Origin of the sequence: Luteibacter sp. 22Crub2.1 (assembly GCF_900167995.1) — a bacterium.
Classification (GTDB): domain Bacteria; phylum Pseudomonadota; class Gammaproteobacteria; order Xanthomonadales; family Rhodanobacteraceae; genus Luteibacter; species Luteibacter mycovicinus.
Window position 1 is genome coordinate 70352 of sequence record NZ_FUYT01000011.1, and the last position, 21569, is coordinate 91920.

16 protein-coding genes are annotated in these 21569 nt (G+C 62.6%); 11 read left to right on the top strand and 5 right to left on the bottom strand.

The genetic code is table 11. The features are described from left to right. The first annotated feature begins 76 nt into the window (after nt 1-76). From B5X73_RS12860 to tssG, 11 genes are all read left to right on the top strand, one after another. Nucleotides 77-640 carry a sigma-70 family RNA polymerase sigma factor gene (locus tag B5X73_RS12860; protein ID WP_036114244.1) on the top strand — a complete coding sequence of 188 codons (564 nt, stop codon included), beginning with the start codon at nt 77-79 and terminating at the stop codon, nt 638-640. After that, entirely contained in the window at nt 637-1278 is a 642-nt protein-coding gene (locus B5X73_RS12865; RefSeq protein WP_079522016.1) for an NrsF family protein, read from the top strand. Before B5X73_RS12860 ends, B5X73_RS12865 begins: the two co-directional genes overlap by 4 nt. Nucleotides 1279-1541: 263 nt before the next feature. Next, on the top strand, nt 1542-2900 hold the full coding sequence (locus tag B5X73_RS12870) for an SWIM zinc finger family protein (RefSeq protein ID WP_176167836.1): 1359 nt from the start codon (nt 1542-1544) through the stop codon (nt 2898-2900). Next, complete coding sequence (locus B5X73_RS12875; protein WP_079522018.1) at nt 2897-5650, top strand: DUF6493 family protein; 2754 nt, start codon at nt 2897-2899, stop codon at nt 5648-5650. Before B5X73_RS12870 ends, B5X73_RS12875 begins: the two co-directional genes overlap by 4 nt. A 242-nt stretch (nt 5651-5892) precedes the next feature. Further along, nucleotides 5893-6828: a tetratricopeptide repeat protein gene (locus B5X73_RS12880; protein ID WP_079522019.1), complete on the top strand. Its 936-nt coding sequence runs from the start codon at nt 5893-5895 to the stop codon at nt 6826-6828. A 107-nt stretch (nt 6829-6935) separates the two neighbouring features. Beyond that, nucleotides 6936-7253: a DUF6678 family protein gene (locus B5X73_RS12885; protein ID WP_343123900.1), complete on the top strand. Its 318-nt coding sequence runs from the start codon at nt 6936-6938 to the stop codon at nt 7251-7253. Between the two features lie 309 nt (nt 7254-7562). Continuing rightward, nucleotides 7563-7979 (top strand): heavy metal-responsive transcriptional regulator, encoded by a 417-nt coding sequence (locus B5X73_RS12890; protein ID WP_079522020.1) that lies wholly within the window; start codon nt 7563-7565, stop codon nt 7977-7979. Continuing rightward, nucleotides 7976-10297: a heavy metal translocating P-type ATPase gene (locus B5X73_RS12895; RefSeq protein WP_079522021.1), complete on the top strand. Its 2322-nt coding sequence runs from the start codon at nt 7976-7978 to the stop codon at nt 10295-10297. Before B5X73_RS12890 ends, B5X73_RS12895 begins: the two co-directional genes overlap by 4 nt. A gap of 171 nt (nt 10298-10468) precedes the next feature. Further along, nucleotides 10469-11041: a type VI secretion system baseplate subunit TssE gene (gene tssE / locus B5X73_RS12900; RefSeq protein WP_079522022.1), complete on the top strand. Its 573-nt coding sequence runs from the start codon at nt 10469-10471 to the stop codon at nt 11039-11041. Beyond that, the gene (gene tssF, locus B5X73_RS12905) at nt 11038-12792 is read left to right on the top strand and encodes a type VI secretion system baseplate subunit TssF (RefSeq protein WP_079522023.1); all 1755 of its coding nucleotides are present in this window, start codon (nt 11038-11040) and stop codon (nt 12790-12792) included. The genes tssE and tssF overlap by 4 nt, the downstream gene beginning before the upstream one ends. Next, nucleotides 12756-13823 carry a type VI secretion system baseplate subunit TssG gene (gene tssG / locus B5X73_RS12910; protein WP_139382781.1) on the top strand — a complete coding sequence of 356 codons (1068 nt, stop codon included), beginning with the start codon at nt 12756-12758 and terminating at the stop codon, nt 13821-13823. Before tssF ends, tssG begins: the two co-directional genes overlap by 37 nt. Nucleotides 13824-13876: 53 nt before the next feature. On the opposite strand, the gene B5X73_RS12915 is transcribed toward tssG, so the two are convergent. The 5 genes from B5X73_RS12915 to tssI form a co-directional block, all read right to left on the bottom strand. Further along, nucleotides 13877-14371 carry a helix-turn-helix domain-containing protein gene (locus B5X73_RS12915; protein WP_079522025.1) on the bottom strand — a complete coding sequence of 165 codons (495 nt, stop codon included), beginning with the start codon at nt 14369-14371 and terminating at the stop codon, nt 13877-13879. Between the two features lie 154 nt (nt 14372-14525). After that, nucleotides 14526-16160 (bottom strand): type VI lipase adapter Tla3 domain-containing protein, encoded by a 1635-nt coding sequence (locus B5X73_RS12920; RefSeq protein ID WP_176167837.1) that lies wholly within the window; start codon nt 16158-16160, stop codon nt 14526-14528. Between the two features lie 20 nt (nt 16161-16180). Next, the gene (locus tag B5X73_RS12925) at nt 16181-18280 is read right to left on the bottom strand and encodes a T6SS effector phospholipase Tle3 domain-containing protein (protein ID WP_079522027.1); all 2100 of its coding nucleotides are present in this window, start codon (nt 18278-18280) and stop codon (nt 16181-16183) included. Nucleotides 18281-18286: 6 nt separating this feature from the next. After that, entirely contained in the window at nt 18287-18547 is a 261-nt protein-coding gene (locus B5X73_RS12930) for a PAAR domain-containing protein (RefSeq protein ID WP_079522028.1), read from the bottom strand. Next, complete coding sequence (gene tssI, locus B5X73_RS12935) at nt 18544-21399, bottom strand: type VI secretion system Vgr family protein (RefSeq protein WP_079522029.1); 2856 nt, start codon at nt 21397-21399, stop codon at nt 18544-18546. Before tssI ends, B5X73_RS12930 begins: the two co-directional genes overlap by 4 nt. Between the last annotated feature and the right edge of the window lie 170 nt (nt 21400-21569).

A 21569-nucleotide genomic window follows, 5' to 3' on the forward strand; every position in this document is an offset into this window, starting at 1 on the left:
ATAGTGACTATGAACTCCCGTTACCTCCAGCGTTACACTCCGCGATGCCCGTGTTCGGGTGATCACAGGCGGGACGATGTCCGATAATGACGCCACCACCTCCGCCGAGGTCGAACTGCGCTGGTGTTTCCTGCAAGGGCTGAGCGGTGATGCCGCGCAGTACCGCCTTTTCCTCGGCAGGCTGTCGTCGCACTTGCGTGCATACCTGCGTCGCCGACTGCCGAAGGCTCCGGCCGATGTCGAGGATGTACTGCAGGAGGCCCTGCTGGCCATTCATAACGCACGGCACACCTATCAGGACGATCAGTCACTGACGGCCTGGGTCTATGCCATTACCCGGTACAAGTTGATGGATTTCTTCCGCGCCCATGCGCGACGCGAGGCATTGCACGAGCCCCTTTGGGAAGACGATAACCTCTTCGGTACCGTCGACCTCGAGCCGGCTGAAGCAAGGCGCGATCTCGGCGAGTTACTGGTCACCCTGCCTGAGCGCCATCGCCTGCCGATCGAACTGGTCAAGCTTCAGGGCTTGTCCGTGGCCGAAGCCGCGTCTCGCAGCGGATTGTCCGAATCTGCCGTCAAAGTCGGCATACACCGTGGCCTCAAGGCCCTCGCCACGCGCATTCGAGGCCTGACATGAAGACCGACGATCTGATCTCCCTGCTCGCAAGCCAGACGACACCGGTCGATCGGCGCGTCCCGCCCTGGCGCTTCGCGGTAGCTATCCTCATCGGATTGTCGTCAGCCACGGTGTTGATGGCGGTCTTTCTGGGTATCCGTCCGGATCTCGGCGAGGTGGTCTCCATGCCGGTCTTCTGGTTCCGGCTCGGATTTGCGGTGGCCCTCGGCGGCGGTGCCTTGCTCGTGACGCTCCGGCTGTCGCGTCCGGGCGTGTCGGTGGGTGCGGGATGGACCGCCGTCGTGATACCGGCCGTGATCGCCTGGATCGCCGCAGGCATCGTGCTCGCCGGCGCGGATGTCGATGCCCGCGTGCCGTTGTTGCTCGGTCATACCTGGAAGGTGTGCTCGATCATCATCGCCGTCCTGTCGGTACCGCCGTTTGTCGCCATGTTGTGGGCGGTACGCGGTATGGCGCCCGTGCGGCTGCGCCTGGCGGGAGCCGCTGCGGGATTGCTGGCTGGTGCGACCTCCGCCGTTGCCTACTGCCTGCATTGCCCGGAAATGGCGCCGCCGTTCTGGTCGGTCTGGTATTTGCTTGGGATGTTGGTGCCCTCGGTGGTGGGTGCATTGCTGGGGCCGCGGGTTTTGCGGTGGTAGAGCGAGAGATCTGCGCCTGCGCCTGCCGCCGTGTTCAGGGCAGTCTTTCAATCAATGATGCTGTAGTGGGTGTGCATGCCACGTCTCGACCTACGGGCGAAGTTGCGGAACCGAGGTCGATCGGGCAGGCGAGATCCGTGGCTCCCGGTAGTGGACGGGCAGGGTCCCGATGAGATCGCGGCTCTGAAGTAGTGCAGCGAGAACCTCTCCCATTCGCGCGGTCGATCGGTTCTAATGCCGACTGGATGGGAAGGAGCGCGCTCATGGCCGAGGTACAGCACGCCTACCGCTACGCGGGCGCGTCGGCGCTCGACGATCGTAGCGGCCCGCATCTCGCGTTAGTTACCAGCGCGACGGGTGCCCTGCCGACGTCTCACTTCTTCGAAGGCCGCGTCCATCAGCCAAGGCTGGTGGCCGATGCGCTGACGGCGGTGCACCTGATCGTCGGATCGCGCTTCTTTACGCCACCCAACATGCTGGCAAAGCGCATCGCGCTGGCTGACCCGGTCGTTACCTCCGGCGGAGGCGTACTCCGCTTCGAGGGCTTCTCTGCCTGCTGCAGCGCTTATATACGCGTCGACCTGGGGCCAGAAGGATATGCCGGTGAGGTGACCGGCAAAGGCACCACCAACGTGGATTTCAATGCACCGATGCGCGCCGCCCTTGCCCGCGTTCGCGATGACCACGGGCTGGGCCTTTCGGTAGGCTCCGGCGAACTGACCCTGGCGACCTCCAACGGCTCCGTAACCGAACGGAAGGTGGCTCTGCCAGAGCGCTGGGTGCGCGGCATGCTGGAGGTACAGGCGTTCCAGGCGGGAATGACGCCCCGTCTCGAGGCCGGTTCCGTAGAGTCCCTGCGTTTTCTCCGGGCGCTTCCGCGCGCGTCGACGGCCCGTACGCCACTGTGGATAGCCCGTGGGGCGGCTGGCCTGATCACGACCACGCGCGCGGTCGAGGGCGGCGTGCGCGTGACGGACAGTACCCGGCTACGGGTACTGGAACCGTTGCTGCCGGGCGTCCGCCACCTCCGCGTCTATGCCGACCCGTCAAATCAGGCCAGCGCCTGGGTACTGGATTTCAATGGCATGAGGGTTAGTCTGGTGCTGAGCGCCGAGACATGGCGAGGCTTCTCCGGCGAGGGCCAGTCGTTGTACGCGCTGATGCGCCTCGGCAACGCTGGGAACCACTCGGTGCTCGACCGCGTGCGCGCCCAGCTGAACTGGCAACACCTGTTGCGTGTCGACGATCTGGCTCTCTCCACGGGACTGCCCGGTGAGCGCGTAGCGGATGCCTTGCGCGCCCTGGGTGCCTCCGGCCTCGTCGGTTATGACGTCGCAGAGCAAGGCTATTTCCATCGCGTCCTGCCCTTTGACCTGTCGGCCATCGAAGACGCCCACCCGCGCCTTGCCGCTGCCAGGGAGCTGCTGGAACACGCTGCCGTACATCTCGACGATGGCCCCGTGTTCGCCGCCACTGTAGACAGCGACGGCGCGGGGCACCGCGTTCGCGCCGTGGATGCCGAGATACGCTGCACGTGCCCCTGGTTCGCACGGCACGGCGCGGAACGCGGCCCGTGTAAACACGTGCTGGCGGCGCGCAGCGCCTGGGAAGCCCGCGCATGAGCGAAGCCGTCCCTGAAGCACTTGAGCATGCGATGTCGCAAGGTGACACAGCGGCAGTGATCGCAGCGCTGCGCGACATACCAAAGGAAAATCGTCCGGGCCTCGCAAAGGCGCTACGCGCAACGCTGCGCGTCCTGGCGAAGCAAGACGACCCGCACCTCCCGTGGGAAATGAAACAGCCCCTGCGTGACCGCGAACGTGCCACGCAAGCCGCGCTGTTTGTGTGCGGAACCGCAAAGGATGTCGCGGATCACCGTATTCGCATCGAAGATGCCGCTCCGCTGGCCCGTGAATTTGCGCCGCCCTGCCTGGAAGGCCTCGGTGATGCGCTGATGAGCGGGCCGTGGCCCTCGCTGCACTACATCAATCCGTTTATCGAACACGGGTTGATGCAGCGGCCCGACAGCGACGCGCACACGCTCCTGATGATGGATCTGCCGACATACGCGATCTACCAGAAGAAAGCGTCGCTCGAAGCGTATGTGGCAGCCAACCCGACGCTGCATCCGGTGATCCTCCGCGTCATGGAGATCGAGGGAACATCGGATGCCAGTCTCGCTGCGATCGATAAATACCGCCGGGACGCCTGGCTTGGTTTCTTCCATTCGCCGTGGTCGCAAGCGCAGTTCGGTCGCGATATATTGCTGGATAAGGCGCTGGATGCCCTGGCACAGGACTGGCCGCAGTTCCGTTCAGGGTGGTTCTCCCGGTTCCATGAGCGCATGGCGCCTACACTTGATGAACTCCACGCCCGGTTGCCCCGCTATCTGGCGCTCTGCCGCAGCCGTATCCCACCGACGGTTGGTATGGCCTTGAAGGTCATCGACGCGGTCGATGCGAATCACCCCGTCGCCACCACCGATCTGCTCGATACGCTTGCACCCGCGATGCACGCTGCGGCCAAAGGCCACGCGCTGTTGGCGATGAAAATGATCGAGCGACGCCTTCGCAGTGAGCCGCATGCCGCAAACGCGGCCGCGCGGCTGTTGGCTGATGCGCTGGGCCATTCGGATGCCGCAGTGCAGGCGAAAGCGATCAAACTGCTTGGCAACCTCGCACTGGACGACAGCGTGCGCGACACGCTCAACGACTATCTGGCCGCCGTTGCTGCGTCAAACCGGGTAGCGCTGGCCGCCCTGACGGGCGCGCGGCCGGAAAAGCCGCACGCCACGTTGGATGTGTCGCTGAGCACTCCGTCCCTGCCCGGGCCCTGCGATCCCTCGCGCGAATTGCCGCGCATCGACGATGTCGACACGCTGGCAGAACGCATTGCCTATGTATTCGAAAACGACACCGACATCGATGCTTTCGAAGCCGTGGTAACCGCGCTTACGCGGATGGCCCCGCTCGACGCTCGCACGCGCGAACGCCTCGCCCCGGCTGCGAAGCGACTCAAGCGGCTGCGCAAGCCACTGACTCAGGCGCTTGGCCAGATCGTGGCGGTGTTGCTCGATGTCACTGTGCTGCCTTACGAGCGGCAGGTCGATGCATACGGCGAACACCCCGGTATCGATATCGACATTCTCGACCGCGTGATGGATACGGTCGCGACCGCGCAACACGGTGCCGGGCTTGAGCCCTTGGATGCCGCAACCCACCAAGGTGGCTTTATCGATCCACACCGTCTGGCCACGCGCATCGCTGCCCATGCGGCAGCGGGAGTATTGCCCGCGCGGCGTGCCGGTATTCGCGCCCTGATGCGGCTGGCGCCACCCACCGGGCCGAAACCAAACCTGCGCGCGCTGCCGGACTCGCCACTGCTGCGCGCCTTCCGCTACGCGCTCGGCGACACGCTGGACGGCGGCGAGCTCGACATGCCCTTGATGGTGGCGGCATCGCGTGCCCGTCACCCTGGCAACGACGACCCGATACTGCTCGCCGCGCTGGGCGATCTCGGCCCGGATACCACCCGCGCGCCGGTTTTCAGCTGGCATGTTGATACGCGGACATCGGCGCCAGGTGAGTACGTCCACCGCCGGATCATCGTCGATGACGGCTTCGTGCCGGAGGGCGCAGACCGCTTGCTCATAGCGTTGCATGGGCATCAGCCGGCAACGTTTGTACCGCGCTATGCGTCGCAGCATTTCAATTACGCAGGTACCGACGAAGCGCTGATCCGCTTCTGGGCGACGCTGGCGCCCAGCTGTCTGCACACTTTTTTCGCCGCCGGTTGCAGGCTGCTGGGTAACAATCTGGACTGGTCGGAAGCGCAATGGCAGAACCGCGCCTACCTTGCGCCTCTACTTGAACCCACCGTCGCCCCGGGCCCACCAGGAACATTGCTTATCGCCCTCGCGCTGGCTGGTAAAGAGCCGGGACAACTGGCGCTGGCTATCGATGCACTCGCGCAGACGGTGCTCGATGCCCGGATCGATATCAATGCACTGGGGGTGGACATGGCTCTGCTATTGGCGGGCGAGCATGTCCGTGCCTCACGCTATGCTAAAGCGCTGGCTACCGCAGCACGAATGGCACCCGGCATGCCTCCCGTGATCATCCGGCTGCTTGAAGCGCTGGTCGCGGCCCGGCCAGACGATCCGCCGCGCGACACAGCCCTGCTGCTGTCGCTGCTGCACGAGCTGCTGCTGGAAACCGGTATGAAGCCTGGCGAGAACCTATGCGCGGTGCTGCCCGTGCTCAAGGTAACCGGCCGCAGCGCCGCGCTCAGGAAAGCACTGCTGACTTTACGAAGTGCCGCCTTCGTCGCTGCGCCAGTGTCCGGGCCTCTCAATTTCTGCCGTAGACCCTGATGCATGAGCCCTGCTTGGCGCGTCTTCATCGCTTGCATGGCGGCGTTGGCCTCCATGCCACTGCTCTGGCCTGCGCGCAGCGGGTACCACTGGGTCCAAGCCGTTCCGCTTTCAGATTGACGATCGCAACTGTTCATAATGGGCAAAAGCTGCCACTTTTATATGACCGTTTTAAAATAGTCCACGCAGCGACGCCGACGCGCGTGCTGGCGCCACAACCACCGCGATAAGGGCAGTCTCAATTGAGTGAACCACAGGCATTTACCTCTCGCGAGGCCGTCGACAAGCTGCTCGACGAGGCCCGGGCTCTGGACAATTCGGATGGTGCCATGGCTCTGTACGAGCGCGCGCTGGCGCTGGACCCAGAGCGCGCCTCGACGCACTACAATATCGGCCTCGTGCACAAGTACCGCGGCGCATGGGTGGAATCGCTTTACCATAACCGACGCGCTTCAGATCTTCGGCCTGATGACGAGGCGGCGAACTGGAACATGGGCATCGCTGCGACGGCCCTGCGTGACTGGACTGCTGCACGCAAAGCCTGGCATCGCGTCGGTTTGCGCATTCCCGAGGGTGACGGGCCAATCCAGGGAAACTTTGGCATCGCGCCTGTGCGCCTGAATCCTGATGACAACGGCGAGGTCGTGTGGGGAACGCGCATAGACCCGGTACGCGTCGTCATCCGCAACATTCCTTACCCAAAATCTGGCTTCAGGGCTGGCGATGTCGTTCTGCACGATGGCGCACCCGTCGGCGAACGTCAGTCCAAGGGTCGGACCTACTCGGTCTTCAACGTCCTGGAGCTGTTTGAGCCTTCCGCTAACAGCACCTATGAGGCCGAGGTGCACACGGATGACGCCGCTGATCTCGAAGCCTTGACTACGGCGCTAGACCTGGCGCAGGTCGATCATGAGGTCTGGACTTCCAACGTTCGGATCCTGTGCCGACAGTGCAGCGAAGGGGTGCCGCATGAACACGCAAGTGACGACGTCACGCCGCCACCTTGGCCAGACATTCATGTCATAGGGATCAGCACAACAGAACCCGCTGCCGCGCGAAAGGTGCTTATGCAGTGGAGTTCTGGCCGCGGTGGGTTGCTGAGTCGACTCGTCGGATCGGGCGACAAAAACCGCCTGCTGCGGTTCGAGTGCGCGTTGGCGGGCAGAGCTTTTCCTTAAGTCGGCCCCGCAACTCGCCACGAGCAGCGGAGCCATCGACGGATCTATGCGTGGATACCGGGCGGTATCATATGCTTAGCAGTCATCAAGAAAATAAGCGTGCCCCCATGCACCCGACCATGAACAACACGAAGTGGAGAGAGCTTCGAGCCGCTATGTTGGAGCTGGAAAAGCCAGGTCCTGCGTGGCGCGTCAGAATGGTGGGGTCCGGCTACGAGTCCGACTGGGACTCGGAATGGTTCTACCATTTCATGGATGGCAGCTATGAGGACATCGAGTGGGTCGAGGTCAGGCCTGCGAACGATGAACAGGCCTCGAGTTTGCTCGCTGCTTTGCGAGCCATCCATCTGCCCGGCATCAAGACTGACGTGGGCTTCAAAGTCTTCGGGCACCTTCCCGAAACGACGGCATGTGAGTACCTGTAACTGCTTGGCATGTCGCTGTCCGGTCGCATCCGGTCGATTACGAGCGTCTGCTTCCAGCGGAACCGCGTGCTCCGATGAAGTGTGAATGCCTGGGCAAATCGAACGCTAAACCATCGTCCTTGCTGTCGCCGATCTCGGGTATCTCGAGGAGACCGTAAGGGGAGCGGGCGAATGCTCCGGTTGCGTAGCGGTTTGACCCGACCTGGTGTATGGGCTGCAGGACAGGGGCTCTCCCATTCTCCGAAGCGGCAGGCCCCATGAGCCCAATCGCTTGACTCTGGACCTGGATAAAGGGTCTAGACTTATCCCATGACCAGCCAAAGCTCCCTCACCATCGGCCGCATCGCGCAGAGCGCGGGCGTCGCCATCGACACCATCCGGTTCTACGAGCGGGAAGGCCTCCTTCCCGAGCCGAAGCGCCGCCCCTCGGGTTACCGTGAATACGACCAGGGTGCGGTGTCCCGCCTGCGCTTCATCCGTCGAGCGAAGGACCTCGGCTTCACCCTCGAGGAAATCCGCGAACTACTGGCGCTATCTGCCGATCGCCACGGGGGCGTCCTCGGTGTGCGCGAACGCGCCGCAGCGCGCCTTCAGGCCATCGACGAGCGCATCGCCGAACTCCAGCGTGTCCGCGATGGCCTCTCTGAACTGGTCGAGGCGTGCCCGGGACACGGTGCGCCTGAAGACTGTCCCATCCTCAAGGCGCTGGCGGAGCCGAACGCATGAGCTCCTGCTGCGCGCACCACGCGGCCGCCGAGCCGGCGACCGCGATCGATCCCGTGTGCGGCATGACGGTCGATCCTGCAAAGACCGCACACCACGCGATGCATGACGGCCAGGAGTATCACTTCTGCTGCGGCCGCTGCCGCGAACGATTCGCCGCCGACCCGATGGCCTTCCTCGGCCCGAAGACCCCGGCGGCACCTGCGCCCGCCGGGACGATCTACACCTGTCCCATGCACCCGGACGTGCGGCAGGAAGGCCCGGGCTCATGCCCGAAGTGCGGCATGGCGCTCGAGCCGGCGATGCCGAGCCTGGATGACGACGACGGTGAGGTGCGGTCGTTAGGCCGTCGGCTGGCGCTGCTTGTCGCCTTGACGGTGCCCGTGTTCCTGATCACCATGATTCCGCATCTTGCGGGGCAGGCATGGCATCAGCCGTGGGCGGCGATCCTCGGCTGGGTCGAGGCGATCCTGGCGACGGTCGTGGTGCTGTGGGGCGGCGCGCCGTTTTTCGCCCGTGGCTGGCGGTCGCTCAAGCCGTGGTCGCCGAACATGTATACGTTGATCGCGCTGGGCACCGGCGTCGCCTGGCTCTACAGCACGGTCGCGTTTCTTTTGCCTAGCAAGTTCCCACCGGCGATGCGCGACATGCACGGGCAGGTCGCGGTCTATTTCGAATCCGCGGCCGTGATCGTGACACTGGTGACGCTGGGTGACCTCCTCGAGCTGGGCGCCCGTCGGCGCACCGGTGAAGCGCTGCGAGGTTTATTGGGTCTCGTGCCGAAGACGGCACGTCGCGTCGGCAGCGATGGCCACGAAGAGGATGTCGCGATCGATGCCCTGCGCGTCGGTGACACGCTTCGCGTGCGTCCGGGCGAGAAAGTACCGGTCGACGGCACCGTGCTGGATGGCGAGAGCCATGTCGATGAAGCCATGCTTACGGGCGAGGCGATGCCCGTGGCCAAGCATGCGCATGACCGGCTGACCGGTGGCACGCAGAACCAGCACGGCGCGCTGACGATGCGCGTCGACCATGTCGGTACGGACACCGTGTTGTCGCGCATCGTGGCGATGGTCGCCGAAGCGCAGCGCTCACGCGCGCCGTCGCAGCGCGTCGCGGACAAGGTGGCGGCGTGGTTCGTCCCGCTCGTCGTCGTCGCCGCGATCCTGGCGTTCGCGGTCTGGTGGTGGGTGGGTCCGCAGCCGGCGTTGACGCATGCACTGGTGGCGGCCGTCTCGGTTCTCATCATCGCGTGTCCGTGCGCCCTCGGCCTTGCGACGCCGATGTCGATCATGGTGGCGAGCGGTCGCGGTGCGCAGGCGGGCGTGCTGTTTCGCGATGCCGGAGCGATCGAACGGCTGCGGGATATCGACACGCTGGTCTTCGACAAGACCGGCACGCTGACCGAAGGCAAGCCGACGCTGGCCGATGTGCGTACGTTCGGGGTCGATCTTGCCACCGCACTGGCAATGGCCGCTGCCGTCGAGCGTCCCAGCGAGCATCCGCTGGCGGCGGCTATCGTCGCGGCGGCGGAAGGCGAGGGCGTAACCATCGCCGCCGTGTCGGGATTCCAGGTCTACGTCGGGCGCGGCGTGAGCGGTCGCGTCGAGGGCCGTGATGTAGCCGTCGGCAACGGCCGGCTGATGGAAAACGAGCGTGTCGAGCTCGGTGCCGCGCATGACGTGGCTTCGAAAGCACGTGCAAGGGGCGCCACCGCAATGTACCTCGCGATCGACGGACGACTGGCGGCGGTTTTTTCCTTCTCGGACGCGGTCAAGCCGTCGACGAAGCCGGCGCTCGAGGCCTTGCACGAGGCCGGCGTCAAGCTGGTGATGCTGACGGGCGATAACGCGGCCACCGCGAAAGCGGTAGCAGCCTCGTTGCCGATCGATGACGTACACGCCGGCGCATCGCCGGAAGACAAGGCACGCATCGTGGCCTCGCTGAAGGCAAGCGGTGCCGTCGTGGCCATGGCGGGTGACGGTGTGAACGATGCACCGGCGCTGGCGGTGGCCGATATCGGTATAGGCATGGGCAATGGCAGCGACATCGCCATCGAAAACGCGTCGGTCACGCTGCTGAAGGGCGACCTCGCCGGCATCGCCCGTGCGCGCGCGTTGTCGGACGCGACGGTGAAGAATATCCGGCAGAACCTGTTCTTCGCGTTCGTCTACAACGCGGTAGGTGTGCCGGTGGCGGCTGGCGTGTTGTACCCGGTGTTCGGGTTGACGCTGTCACCGATGATCGCCGCACTGGCGATGAGTCTGAGCTCGGTGTCGGTGGTTGGTAACGCGTTACGTCTACGACGCAGCGCCTTGTAGGAGCGCGCCTGCGCGCGATCGGGGCATGCCGCAGCTCTCATCGCGCCCAACCCTCAAGCATTAAAACTCACCCCTAAATCGGTCCAGATTCTCAAACATTCCGCGCCGCCACTCGATATAAAACCTTCCTGCGTCACCATTGACGCAGATCGTTTTCATCGGAGGCGACACATGAAGGAATTGCGAGTCACGGCAAGTCTGCTGGACCGGCTGCTAGGGGATGAGGCCGAGCCGGGGAGTCCTGGCGAAGTCGGCGCGGCAGCCTATATCGCCTCAGCGATCAGAGACGTCGAGGATCTTCTCAACACCAGGAACGTGCATCGCCAGATCGTTCTGGACACCGCCGACGATGCATCGGAGGTCGACGAGTCCGAGGTGTCTGCCGCTGACTCCTCCCTCAGTCTCGTCGCAAGCTCGGCGTTTATGCTGGGCATGCCCGACTTCTCGGTGCTTAGCCTCGCCAACGCGAAAGACCGGGAGTATCTGTCCAACGAGATTCGGCACACGATCGAGACCTTCGATCGTCGGTTTACGTCGGTCGATGTCGTGATCAGCGACAACCATGGCGCGTCAGGCTCCCTGGACTTTGTGATTCGCGCTCGGCTCAAGGTGGCCGACCTGTTAGAGCCGGTCGGCCTGGAGGCCCGGTATCAGTCGTCTACCATGCGTTTCGCCGTGGCGGAGCCGGTTCCTCGCCGGTCGTTGCCGGGGTATGGCGGCGCGCGGCAGGAGGCAAGCCGGTGAGCCCGATACTTCCCTATTTTCAGCGCGAGCTGGCATCGCTAAATGCCGAGGCGCGTGAGTTCGCCGAACGCTATCCCCGGGTAGCCGCGGGCCTGAGACTGTCTGAGAACGGCAGCGATGATCCGCATATTGAGCGTTTGCTGCAGTCCGTGGCGTGGCTAAACGCCCGGGTCGCCCGTCGGCTCGACGACGGGTATTCCGGCTTCGCCGAGACCTTGCTCGAGGCGATTTTTCCGCAATACCGACGTCCTTTTCCGTCCTGCGCAGTAGCGCGCTTTGACAGGGGCGCGTTCAGTGGTGCCCTCGAACGAGGGGTCTTGATCCACGCCGGGCCGCCCGGAGGCACACGGTTCCGCTTCAACACGCTGTTTGACGTCGACACGCACGCTCCGGACCTTTCGTCGGCACGCTTCAACGCCTCCGGTGTGTTTCATACCCGAGCCGGCACCATGTACCGCGGCCCCTATCTTGATCTGCGCTGGGACGGCGACGTGACACGCGGCCTTCGTCTGTTTGTCGACGGCGATACGTCTATCGCGGCGGAGTTGAGGGATGCGCTGGGTCTCGGCGTCACGGCGGTCCTCTCTCCCGATCCCGATGACAACCGGTATGTCCTCGATGGTGGCATGCTCGATGTCGTCGGCCTCAACCACGAGACACGCGTCCTCGACGACTCAGTAGCGTCGCATCCCGGTTTCCGCCTGCTTCGCGAGTTTTTTGCCTTCCCGGACAAGTTCGGATTTTTCGACCTCGTGTTGCCCAACGGAACACGGCAAAGCGATGGCAGCGGCCGCGCCATCCTCTTCCTGGGCCGAAGCACCATCGTCGATGGCATGGACCTTCGAAGCGTGGGTCCGGAGCATCTGCTGACCCGATGCGCGCCGTTGGCAAACGTATTTCGGGCCTCGGCAGGCGCATCGGCACGGTCACATGCTGGCTCGACGCTGGATATCGGCGCACGGACATCGGGGTACCCCGTGGGCGGTCTGCTTTCGATTGAATCGGTTGAAGGTGCGCGTTCCGCCGAGGAGGGTGGTGCGTTCGATATTCCCCACTTCCACGCCGCGCGAAGGACGAGCTCGAGCGTTTCGGGTCCCTATTGGGTAACGGCGGCAGGCAGCGAGGATCCTAATTCCGAAACCATTTTGTTCGTCGACAGCGTCTGCGAAACGATTCGCGTGGGCTTCGGTGTAAGCGTCCGGATGCTCTGTTGCGATGGCGATGCCCCGGCCAAGCTGGTTTGCGGCACGCCGGGTGCCCGTCTGTATGCGCCGGATGCGGCAACGGGTCCGGAAGGGCGACTGATCACGCGCCCCTCCGCCGTAGCGAGATTCCGACTCGGCAAAGAGGCCAGCTGGCGACTTGTGTCGCAGCTGTCCATGAACCAGGAAACGTTGTTGAGGCCGGATGCCAGCGCCCTGAGAGAACTGCTTCGTTTGTACGTCCCACCCGGCTCGGTGTGGGGCGAGCAAATTGTGCAGTCGCTGGTGAGCATTCGCCAGGAATCGGTCATGCGATGGCTGACGGGATTCGGCGGCATCATGCCCATGCGCGGCACCGCCATCGATCTCTCCATCGACGTGACGCAGCTGGTGGGCATCGGCATGCATGCCCTGGTTCACGTGCTCGACATCGTGTTTGCGCAGTACGTGCAGATCAACACGTTTACCGAACTCACCCTTTCATCGTGCCATACCGGCAAGGAGCTCTACTCATGCAAGATGCGAACGGGAAGCGGCCCGCTGATTTGATTCGGCGTGCGGTCGGTGGTGCGAAGGGCTTCGAGTTCTACCAGACGGTGCGCTTGCTCTCGTCGGTATCGCCGGATGCGTCGGGCATGCCAGCGACGCGCCGGGTGCGGTTCCGAAACAGTACCTCATTGAGCTTTGCGCCGGGGGACGTCGAGGCCGTGCGGGTGATTCGCGACGGACGGGCCATCGCTGACGTCGATGCCGCAGTCGATGCACTGAAGGACCCGACGACCGAGGTGGAGATCACCACCCCGGTGATGGGGTTGCTCGGTGGCTTTGGCGCACTATCGCCGAGTTACACCGAGCGAGTGGCTGAGAGCGAAAGCCGTGGACGCAACGGGGGCGCCAAGGCGTTTTTCGACGTCATGATCCAGCGCCCGGTGAGTTTGTTCTACGAGGCATGGCGATATGACCATCCCGAACTCGGGTACGAGTTGGGCGCGGAGAGCGCGCTCAGTGGCTCGCTCAGGGCGCTGGCTGGCCATGGGCTGCGGGATACGGGTCGCTTTGCCGGCCCCGAGCGGCTGTCCCTGTCGGATGACGCTATGGCGGGTATCTGTGCCGCGTTGCGTCAAAACCCCATGTCCGCCGAATACCTGGGCCGGATTCTTTCCCTGCAGGTGGGCGAGACGATCCGCGTCGAGGATTGCGTGGAGGCGATGTACGAGTTGCCCGTCGGGATGCAGACACGCCTTGGCGTCGCCAATTCGACGTTAGGAGTCAACATGGTGCTCGGCAGACGGGTTCGACAGCGGCACCTGCGGGTAAAGTTGCACGTCGGACCGCTTCGCAAACCGCGTTACATGGAATTCATGCCCGGCGGCGTGGCCCATGAGCTGCTGCGTCGCTGGATTAGGATCACGCTGGGCGAAGCGTATGAATATGAAGTCGTGCCGTTACTTCATCGGGACGATGTGGGCGGCATACGCCTGGGCGGGCCGAACCCGGCGCGTCTTGGCTACGACACGTTTCTGTCATCGGGGCCGAGCGAGGTGCACCGGGATGATGCGAAGTACTTGATGAAGCTGTGAGGTGGCTTTGAAGAAGGGCGCGGATGGAATCGCGCCGTTCCTAATCGCGGACGCTATTCCGGAATTCCGTGATGCTCACGAACGAAACGGTCGACCGAACGGTTCAGCCGCTCTGATTGCGACCTGGCGTTCCTGCTCCATGCAGCCCGCGGGCGGCAGGCATTTGCGAATGCAAGCACGTCTGCGATATCGAGGCCTTTTCCCAGGGCGACGTAGATCAGGCCAACGAGCATTGCATAGTCGTCAGGACCTAACCTACTTTCGTCCAATGCCTCTTCGGCTACTCTTACGGCGGCTTTAAGTTCGTCGATCCCCAAATTCTGGGGTGGCGACGAAGAGCGCGTGTCGAGGCCCTTTTCGCCGATGCCGGTCAAAACCCAGTTCGTATTCCAGCCCAGGTCGTTCAGGCGGATGAGTGTGTCGGCGGGAGGTAGGCGCTCATCTCGCTCGTAGATAGCATATGCCCGCAGGGATATTCCCAGTGATCGAGCCATCGCCAGGTGCGGAAGGCCGGAGCGTATAAATTTGAGGCGCGCGCCAATCGTCACGACCGAGTTCCTTAGTGCTTGGCTATGCTAAGCGCGACAGCCACGATGAGCGAGGCGTTGCGCATAGCTTTTGACCAGAGTTGCGAGCTAGAGGCGCGAAATGACTTGCCTCAAAGATCGAAGAATGCTCTTTGTCTTAAACAATGAGACGCCATTAGTTCACGTGCGCGTAGAAAGGATTCTTCTTTCCCGACCTTGCTTCCCAAGCCGCTTTTTGTTCCGGATCGGATGGGCTGATCATCGTAAACGTCACATCACCGTTCTCCCGCCGATGCACCGTAGCCGTCGCACCGCCGAGCTTGTAGCTGGCCATGGTTCCCAGGGCGATCTGTACGAAGGGCGAGGCGATGCCGGTATTACCTAGTCGTACGCCAATGTCGAATCCCTGATCCATGTTGTCGACATTGATAGGTGTTGCTTGACTTCGAAGGATCGGGGCCAGCACCTTAGTCACGCCGTGATCATTGCGGGTATCGCGGAAGACGCGCACCGGAGCCTCGCCGGCAGGCAGGGTCCCGACCGCACGCTCCCAACCTGCCGTTAGCGCAGCCGTGGCGGCATCGATGTCGAACGGCTTATCCTCGTCGTCGCGCAGGCGAACCGTGATGGGGCGGTGGAGGTAGCCAAGCAACGGTGCGCGGTCGAAGAGATCGATCTGCCACTCGGTCCAACGCAGAGGAAGATAGTTCGTACGTTTGAAGCCGGGGACACCCTTGTCATCGATGGTTTTCAGGAAGGCGGGGAGACGGCTGGCCCAGTGGCTGGCACTCATCGTGGTTGCGATGTAAGACTCATGGCGCCTTGCCGCGTACGCTTCGTCTTCTTCCCAGTAGAAGTTATAGAGTTTGATGTAGTCGAACTCTGTCTGGAGCGGGGAGGTTGCTCCCTTCGTTTCCTTGATCGCGTAGGGACGAATGAAGCGGTCGACTCGATCGGTTCTTGTGACCAGGAGGCTGACAAAGCTCGAGAGCCTTTCTGGTATATGTGCACCTTGCCTTCTTTTATGGCCTGGGGCTGTCCACGTGTCGCGGAATGTGTCGCCGTCTTTAGCCATGACGATGACCTGCGGCACCTCCGGGTGCTCGTCGAAGAATGCGAAAAGCTTATCGACAAGCGGTGAGGCGTCTTCGCCGTTGAGATCGTCGATCCATATAGCGTAGGTATAGACGAGGCTTGCGCCTTGAAGACTTGACCCGATTTCTTCGCCTGCCGATGTCTTCGCTGAGGTCGGTGTGGGCGGTTGGGCAGCCAGCGCAGGGATGGGCCAATCCGATACTGCGTCGAGTCCAACGCTCTGTGCGGCGGAAGCTTCTGCAATACGGGATTGCATCAGCCTGTCGTCTTCATCTTGAGGAAAGTCCTCGATCTGAGGTGGATAGACCGACGCGACTATACTGGCGAGTGACGTGATAGGTTTCCAAAGTTCATCCTGAGACGCGTCCTCGATGTTGAGGCCCACGGCGCGTAGTTCCAGCGCGTACCGGTCACCCGTCCCTCTCATGATTCGCTCGTGCGGCGGCAGGGAGCGCTCCTGGTCTGACCTTATCGAAAGCATCATCTCTTCGGTTTGCTTTTCTGAGGCCGTCTTCGTGCACCCGGCTGCAATAAAAGTTGTCCAAGCCAGTGGAATGATGAAGAGATACTTTGCTAATATGATCAGCCGCTTATTTGGGGTTGGATCTTCTACTTTGTACATGTCGAATGTCAGGAGTCCAATGGACGTGATTAGGATGACTGCCACGTAGGCGGTGAAGAAAAATAAGATGCCGACTCTCTGATCGATCGACATGGAATCCCATTTTCGAGTGATTAATCGAACCATTTGAGTTTCTCCGTATCTACAAGTTCTGGCGGTTCGGTTCTCACTAGAGATTGCGGAAATTTTCCAGTTTTGTAATAGCTGTAGCAGCCCTGAGTGAGTGCGCAAGCGGCGGGACTCAATGATCCGTAAAGTGGATTCGACGTAATCATTTTCATCGCGTTCCCGTCGATCTTCCAGTCCGCCAATCCGTGGAACAGACTTCGCGCATTCTCGTCATCGAGAACCTTTGCCTGCCCGATAGCCACGTCAAACGCCGCCACCCGGCGTAGGTTGTCGCGATCAGAGAGCATTGCGGAATGATATGAATTCTTCTGCCACATCTTTTCTTCATGCGCAATGCGAGCGCGTATCTCGTTTGGCGTTTCTTCGCGATAAACCTCCCATCCCTTACGACCACCTGTAACTAAGTCAGGAATGGGTAGCAAGAAGACGCCATATGTCTGATCATCGGGCTCCTTTCCTTCATTGAAATCGCGCATGATCTTCTGCTTGTTCGATGAGTCGGAATATGGAATTCCCAGTGGCGTTTGTTTCACGTCAGTGTCGGGATTGCCGATCAGAAGGTCCTTGGCATAGTCGTTAGGAATGACCTTGCCGGCGGTCTCGACACTGCCGATGATTGCTTCGCCCCCATACATTTTGGGCTCATAGGGCGGGGAGATAGGCTCGCCGTTGACAAAGCACCTGTGCCGTCCACCGAAGTTCGCGTAGCCTTCCGGCTGGCCGACGAGTACCGGGTGCCCTTCATCATCACTCTTGCGACGGGTCCACGCCCTCTGAAAGAACCGACGCTTTTTCAGTTCGTTCATGGCGGGTGTGCGGTCTTCAAGTTCATCGGGGACGCCTAGCGTTCCGATGCCTTTGATAGTCAACAGGTTGACGGTTTCATCCTCTGGGCAGAAGTACATGTAGACCTTGCCGCGGTTGTCGCGCTCAGTGAAAGGCGTGAGTGTTCCGTCGCGCTCGCGACGCTGCGCGGCGCCCACACCCTTCCAGCGCTTTCCGGCTCGTCCCTGGTGGTCGCGATTGCCCTCAATGGCGGGTGAGAGCTCGGTAAGCTCGGGCATGGTATATGGCTTGCCCGTGATGGATTCGACGATGTTGATCAGCGTTTTCAGCCGGCTTTTGGCGGTGTAACGAGAGACGTTGTTCCTTGCGGCTTTTTCGGCAAACGTTTCAATCAGGCTGTAAGGCGAGTCGACAAGGATCAGGCAGTCCGCGGATCGTGCGGGAGGGAGCGCGGGTATGACGGCTCCCTCGAATTCCCGCTGAGGGTTGCCATCGGCAAGCATGGCCTGTGCGAGCAGGGCCACCAGGGTGCCCTGGCTGTGACCGATCACCGTGATCGTGTCGTCCGGGGAGATCGCGCGTATCTCGCGGATCAGCATGGCTAGTCGTTCGGCGGCGAGTGCCATGTAGCGGCGATGCGGGCTCTCCGCGCTGTACTCATAGCCGGTCATGGCTTGCTTGGCCGCTTTGTTAAGCAGATTGTCTCGGAAACCGGCTTCGAACATCAGCGGCAGGGAAGTCGTCGCGTTGTTGAACATGCCGCCGCCCTTGGCGAAATGCTTGCTCAATCGATTGCCATGGATGTCCTGATACTGGCCGCGCTTCACCTTGTATCCATCGGGTGTCCCACCCTTCTCCGGCGCTTCACGCGCGATCTCTTTCTTGGCAGCGCGATAGCCCCAATAGAAGGGAATGAATACGCTATGGGTTCTGACGCCGGGTTCTCCGCCCCGTTCCTTGCGCTGGTAAAGATACATATCCGGGTCGTACTTGACCTCGGCGACCTTCTTATAGTCCTTGTCGCCAGTCGAAAGCTTCGACTTGTGCGCTTCCCGATAGGCCTCGCCGTACACGCCGGGAATCAGCCGGAACGCATCGAGACGCTCATTCAGGCCCTCGCAAATGCCTTCTTCGATGACATCGTAGTTGGCACCCGGGTCGTTGACCCCGTGGACAAAGATGACGATGCCTGGAAGGTCGGAGGGCACGACGATGCGTGGATGTATCTTGGGGTCGCTGTGCAACAACATGATGTCGCGCTGGGCGACGACGTTAAACGTACCGGTGTCTTTTGTCATGGCGGGTCAGATCCTTGTGACGCGGTGTTGGCGTGCCATGAGCACGGCGCCACACTCGAGCTCGTCGCCATCGCACGCGGCGACGGCACCGTGGTATCGGATGCCGGAACTGGCGGTCGCGACACGCGTTTTTCCGTGTTGTGGACAGGCGGCTTCATCTCCAAGGCGGACGATGGCAAGCCCATCGATGCGGGCGTGCGCGCAGCCGTGCTCCATCGTTCCGCCATGAGAATGGAGGTCACCAACGACGATCAGGCGACCAGTCATGCGTCACCGCCGGTGTCCTCGTTCGGAATCATTGTGGGACCCGGTTCCGGGACCCGTGTGCCGGTAAGGAATCGAACGGGACGAACGCTGTCCGATGAGACCCATCCAGTCATGCCTTCATCGTCGGTTTCGCCGTAAACGCGTTCCTGAGCCTCTTGATCAGCCGCGTACGTCCGCTTGGTTGCAGCGACGATCTCGGTCGGGTCCAGCTCGGGGAAGACTAACTGCGCGCGCTGCCGCGTATCCTCTGCCGCGCGGGCCCTGACGTCTCGCGTCATGCTCCGTGACCCTGCGTACTCAATGTCCGTCACGTACATGCGGCACTTGTCCGGGGAACCCACCTCGACACCCTCGCCGAGCCTGATGTAGCTGCCATCGTCAGCCACAAGCCGGATGATCCTGCCGGACAGCACAACTTCATCGTCGTGGCTCGTCACCGTGACGGACTGGCGTGCGTCGATGCGCAGATCGTGCTGCGCCGCCTCGACGCTGACGCGCCCCGCCGAGGCGACCATCGCGATGCCACCCTCGCAGGTGTGTATGCCGACACCTTGCCCCGCGTTCACATGCGTGCGCTGGCCGCTCGCCAGGTGACACGTGCCGTCTGCGGTCAGATCGAGGTGTTCGCCGGCGTAGAGCACCTGCGATTTTTCTGTGGCGGCGAGAATTCCATCTTTGCCGTGGAATGCCAGCAAAGCGGACGTCCCCTTGTCCCCGGTGGAGGTCGGTGAGCTCGCCCACGTCGCCAGTGCCTCCCTGGTTGCGGTCTGTCCGAGGTGACGCGGCTCGTCACCTCCGGCGCGGGCCATCGCTCGGCCCAATGCCTGTGTTAGGTCTTGGCAACGAGCGAGCAGTTCGGCCAGGTCGTCATGGCGCAGATGATGCGCTTCGCGAGCGGCGTTTTCGGTACTGACAAGCATACCTTGTGCCGCTCGGAACACCGCTGCACCCTCGGTGCGCAATTCCGCCCCCAGACCTCGCACCGCCGCCTTGCCATCCTTTCGTGGAACGGCGAGGTGCCCTAGGTTGAGTTCGCTATGCGCGGTGCTCGTCGCCAGACGAAGGCCCACCTCGCCATTAGTGTCGTCGAGCACCAGCTCGTTGGCGCCGCGACCGTTGTGCTCGACCGAGCGAAGCCCAGTGAGTGCAGCGTCTCCCGGGAGCGTAGATACGCCGCCGAAACCGGGCGTGCCCTTGCGACCGTTGTGCACACTACCTACGGCGACAGGCCGGTCGGGGTCATTGTCGATGAATAAGATCAGCACCTCGTCGCCGACTCGCGGCAGGTACTGAAACCCCATGCCCTCACCGGCGCCCGGATGCACATAGCGCACGCGGATCGGCGGACCGCGTGGGAAGTCCGGGAAGTTGCACGCGAACTGCGGGACGTCGGGCGCGCGCTCCCAGTGGAACACCACCGCGACTCGGCCCAGGTCGTCGGTAGCGACGACGGTGTCGGGTGGGCCGACGACCGTCGCGGTCATAGGGCCGGGGCGCGGCCGCAACGCGCGCGACGGGTGCGGCGGCACGAGGGGTTTGTCTGCGGGCTGGGCCTCGAACGTGACGTGCAAGGGTGGCGCGTTGGTTACGGCGGCGAACAGGGTCGTACCCGTCTGCTGACGAATCTCGTCATTCAGTGTTGCCCAGTGGATGCGTACGTCACCCGGCAGCGTTACATGAGCGACGATGGTCTGTGCCGTAACGATGTAGTCGTTTTTGCGGGACCGGGACTCGCCATGGCGCATGGGGTGTCGACGCGACTCCAGTCCCTTGATGCGCACAGCACTGGCGAGCGACAAGGGCACGGTGGTGGTACCGACGAAGATCTCGGCATCCATGTCGCGGGCCCACTGGCGATGTTGTGCGGGCACGCCCATGCCATTCGATGGCTTGACCACCGCGCGCGGTGACAGTGTCTCGTAGTGGCCGAATTTGCCGCGTGCGATCTCGCCCATGCCGAGGTTAGCGCGCCCGTCGTGGCGGGCTTCGTATCGGGTGTTGTCCTTATAGTCGTGACTGAGTGCGCGGGTGAAGGCAGGGACCAGTTGACGGCGTGCCATCCAGCCGGTAAGCGGAAGGTTGCCCGGGCGCGGCGTGACGCTCAGCGTTGCCTCCGGCGTGTCGTCGAAACGGTGATCGGCAGCAAATACATGCCAGGCGTTGCCAGTCCCCACGTGGCCGGTCTCCGCCTCGAGGACATAGTTGAGGCCTTCGTCGATCAGCAGGCGCTGGATGAAATCGAGGTCGGATTCCTGATACTGCATGCGGTAGGCGCGTGCGAGCGAACGATCGGTATCGCGTTGCACGGGGAACGTGGCCCGAAGCGTCGCATCCACCAGCGGGTTGTGCAGACGATGCTCGTCGAGCAGCTCGTGGAGGATCTGTAGCGTCGTCCGCTCCTGGAAGACGCGGTTGGCTTGGCGCAGGGCGAGTAGGCACAGCGTGGGTTCGACGACGAGCTCGTAGACGTCGTAGCCGATGTCTTCGGTCTGGCTGTGCCAGTTGCCGATCTGTCGTGCCGCAGTGACAACGCCATGGATCTTGCGCGTTCGCGATTCGGCCCGGACCGAGATCGAGGTCAGCAGACCGAGGAAACGGTCCGGGTGTGGCTCGACGTGACGATCGCCAGGACGCTCGGCATCGGGATAAGTCCAGACTTGGGGAGTGATGCCGTAGAGCACCGCACGGAATGGCGTGGACAGGCGCTCGGAGAACTCCAGCCGAAACGCCAGGAACGAGCGTCGTGGTGGGCGAGATGCCTTATCGGTGTCGGTGAAGCCGACGGACAGCATCCGTCCCCGTTGCGCGAACTCACCCGCCACGAAGGCCTGGATGTTGGGAATCGTACCCATGGCGACACCTCGTAGAAGAGGGTGTCACCGTAGTGACCAAAGGGCAGTGTGGATATGGAAGGATTCTGAAAAATCAGACGGATTTTCGGACGAAGAAAAGCCGCCCGTAGGCGGCTGTATGGCGGCATGTAGGAGCGCGCGCGATGGAGGCTACCGCAAACCCGTCGCGC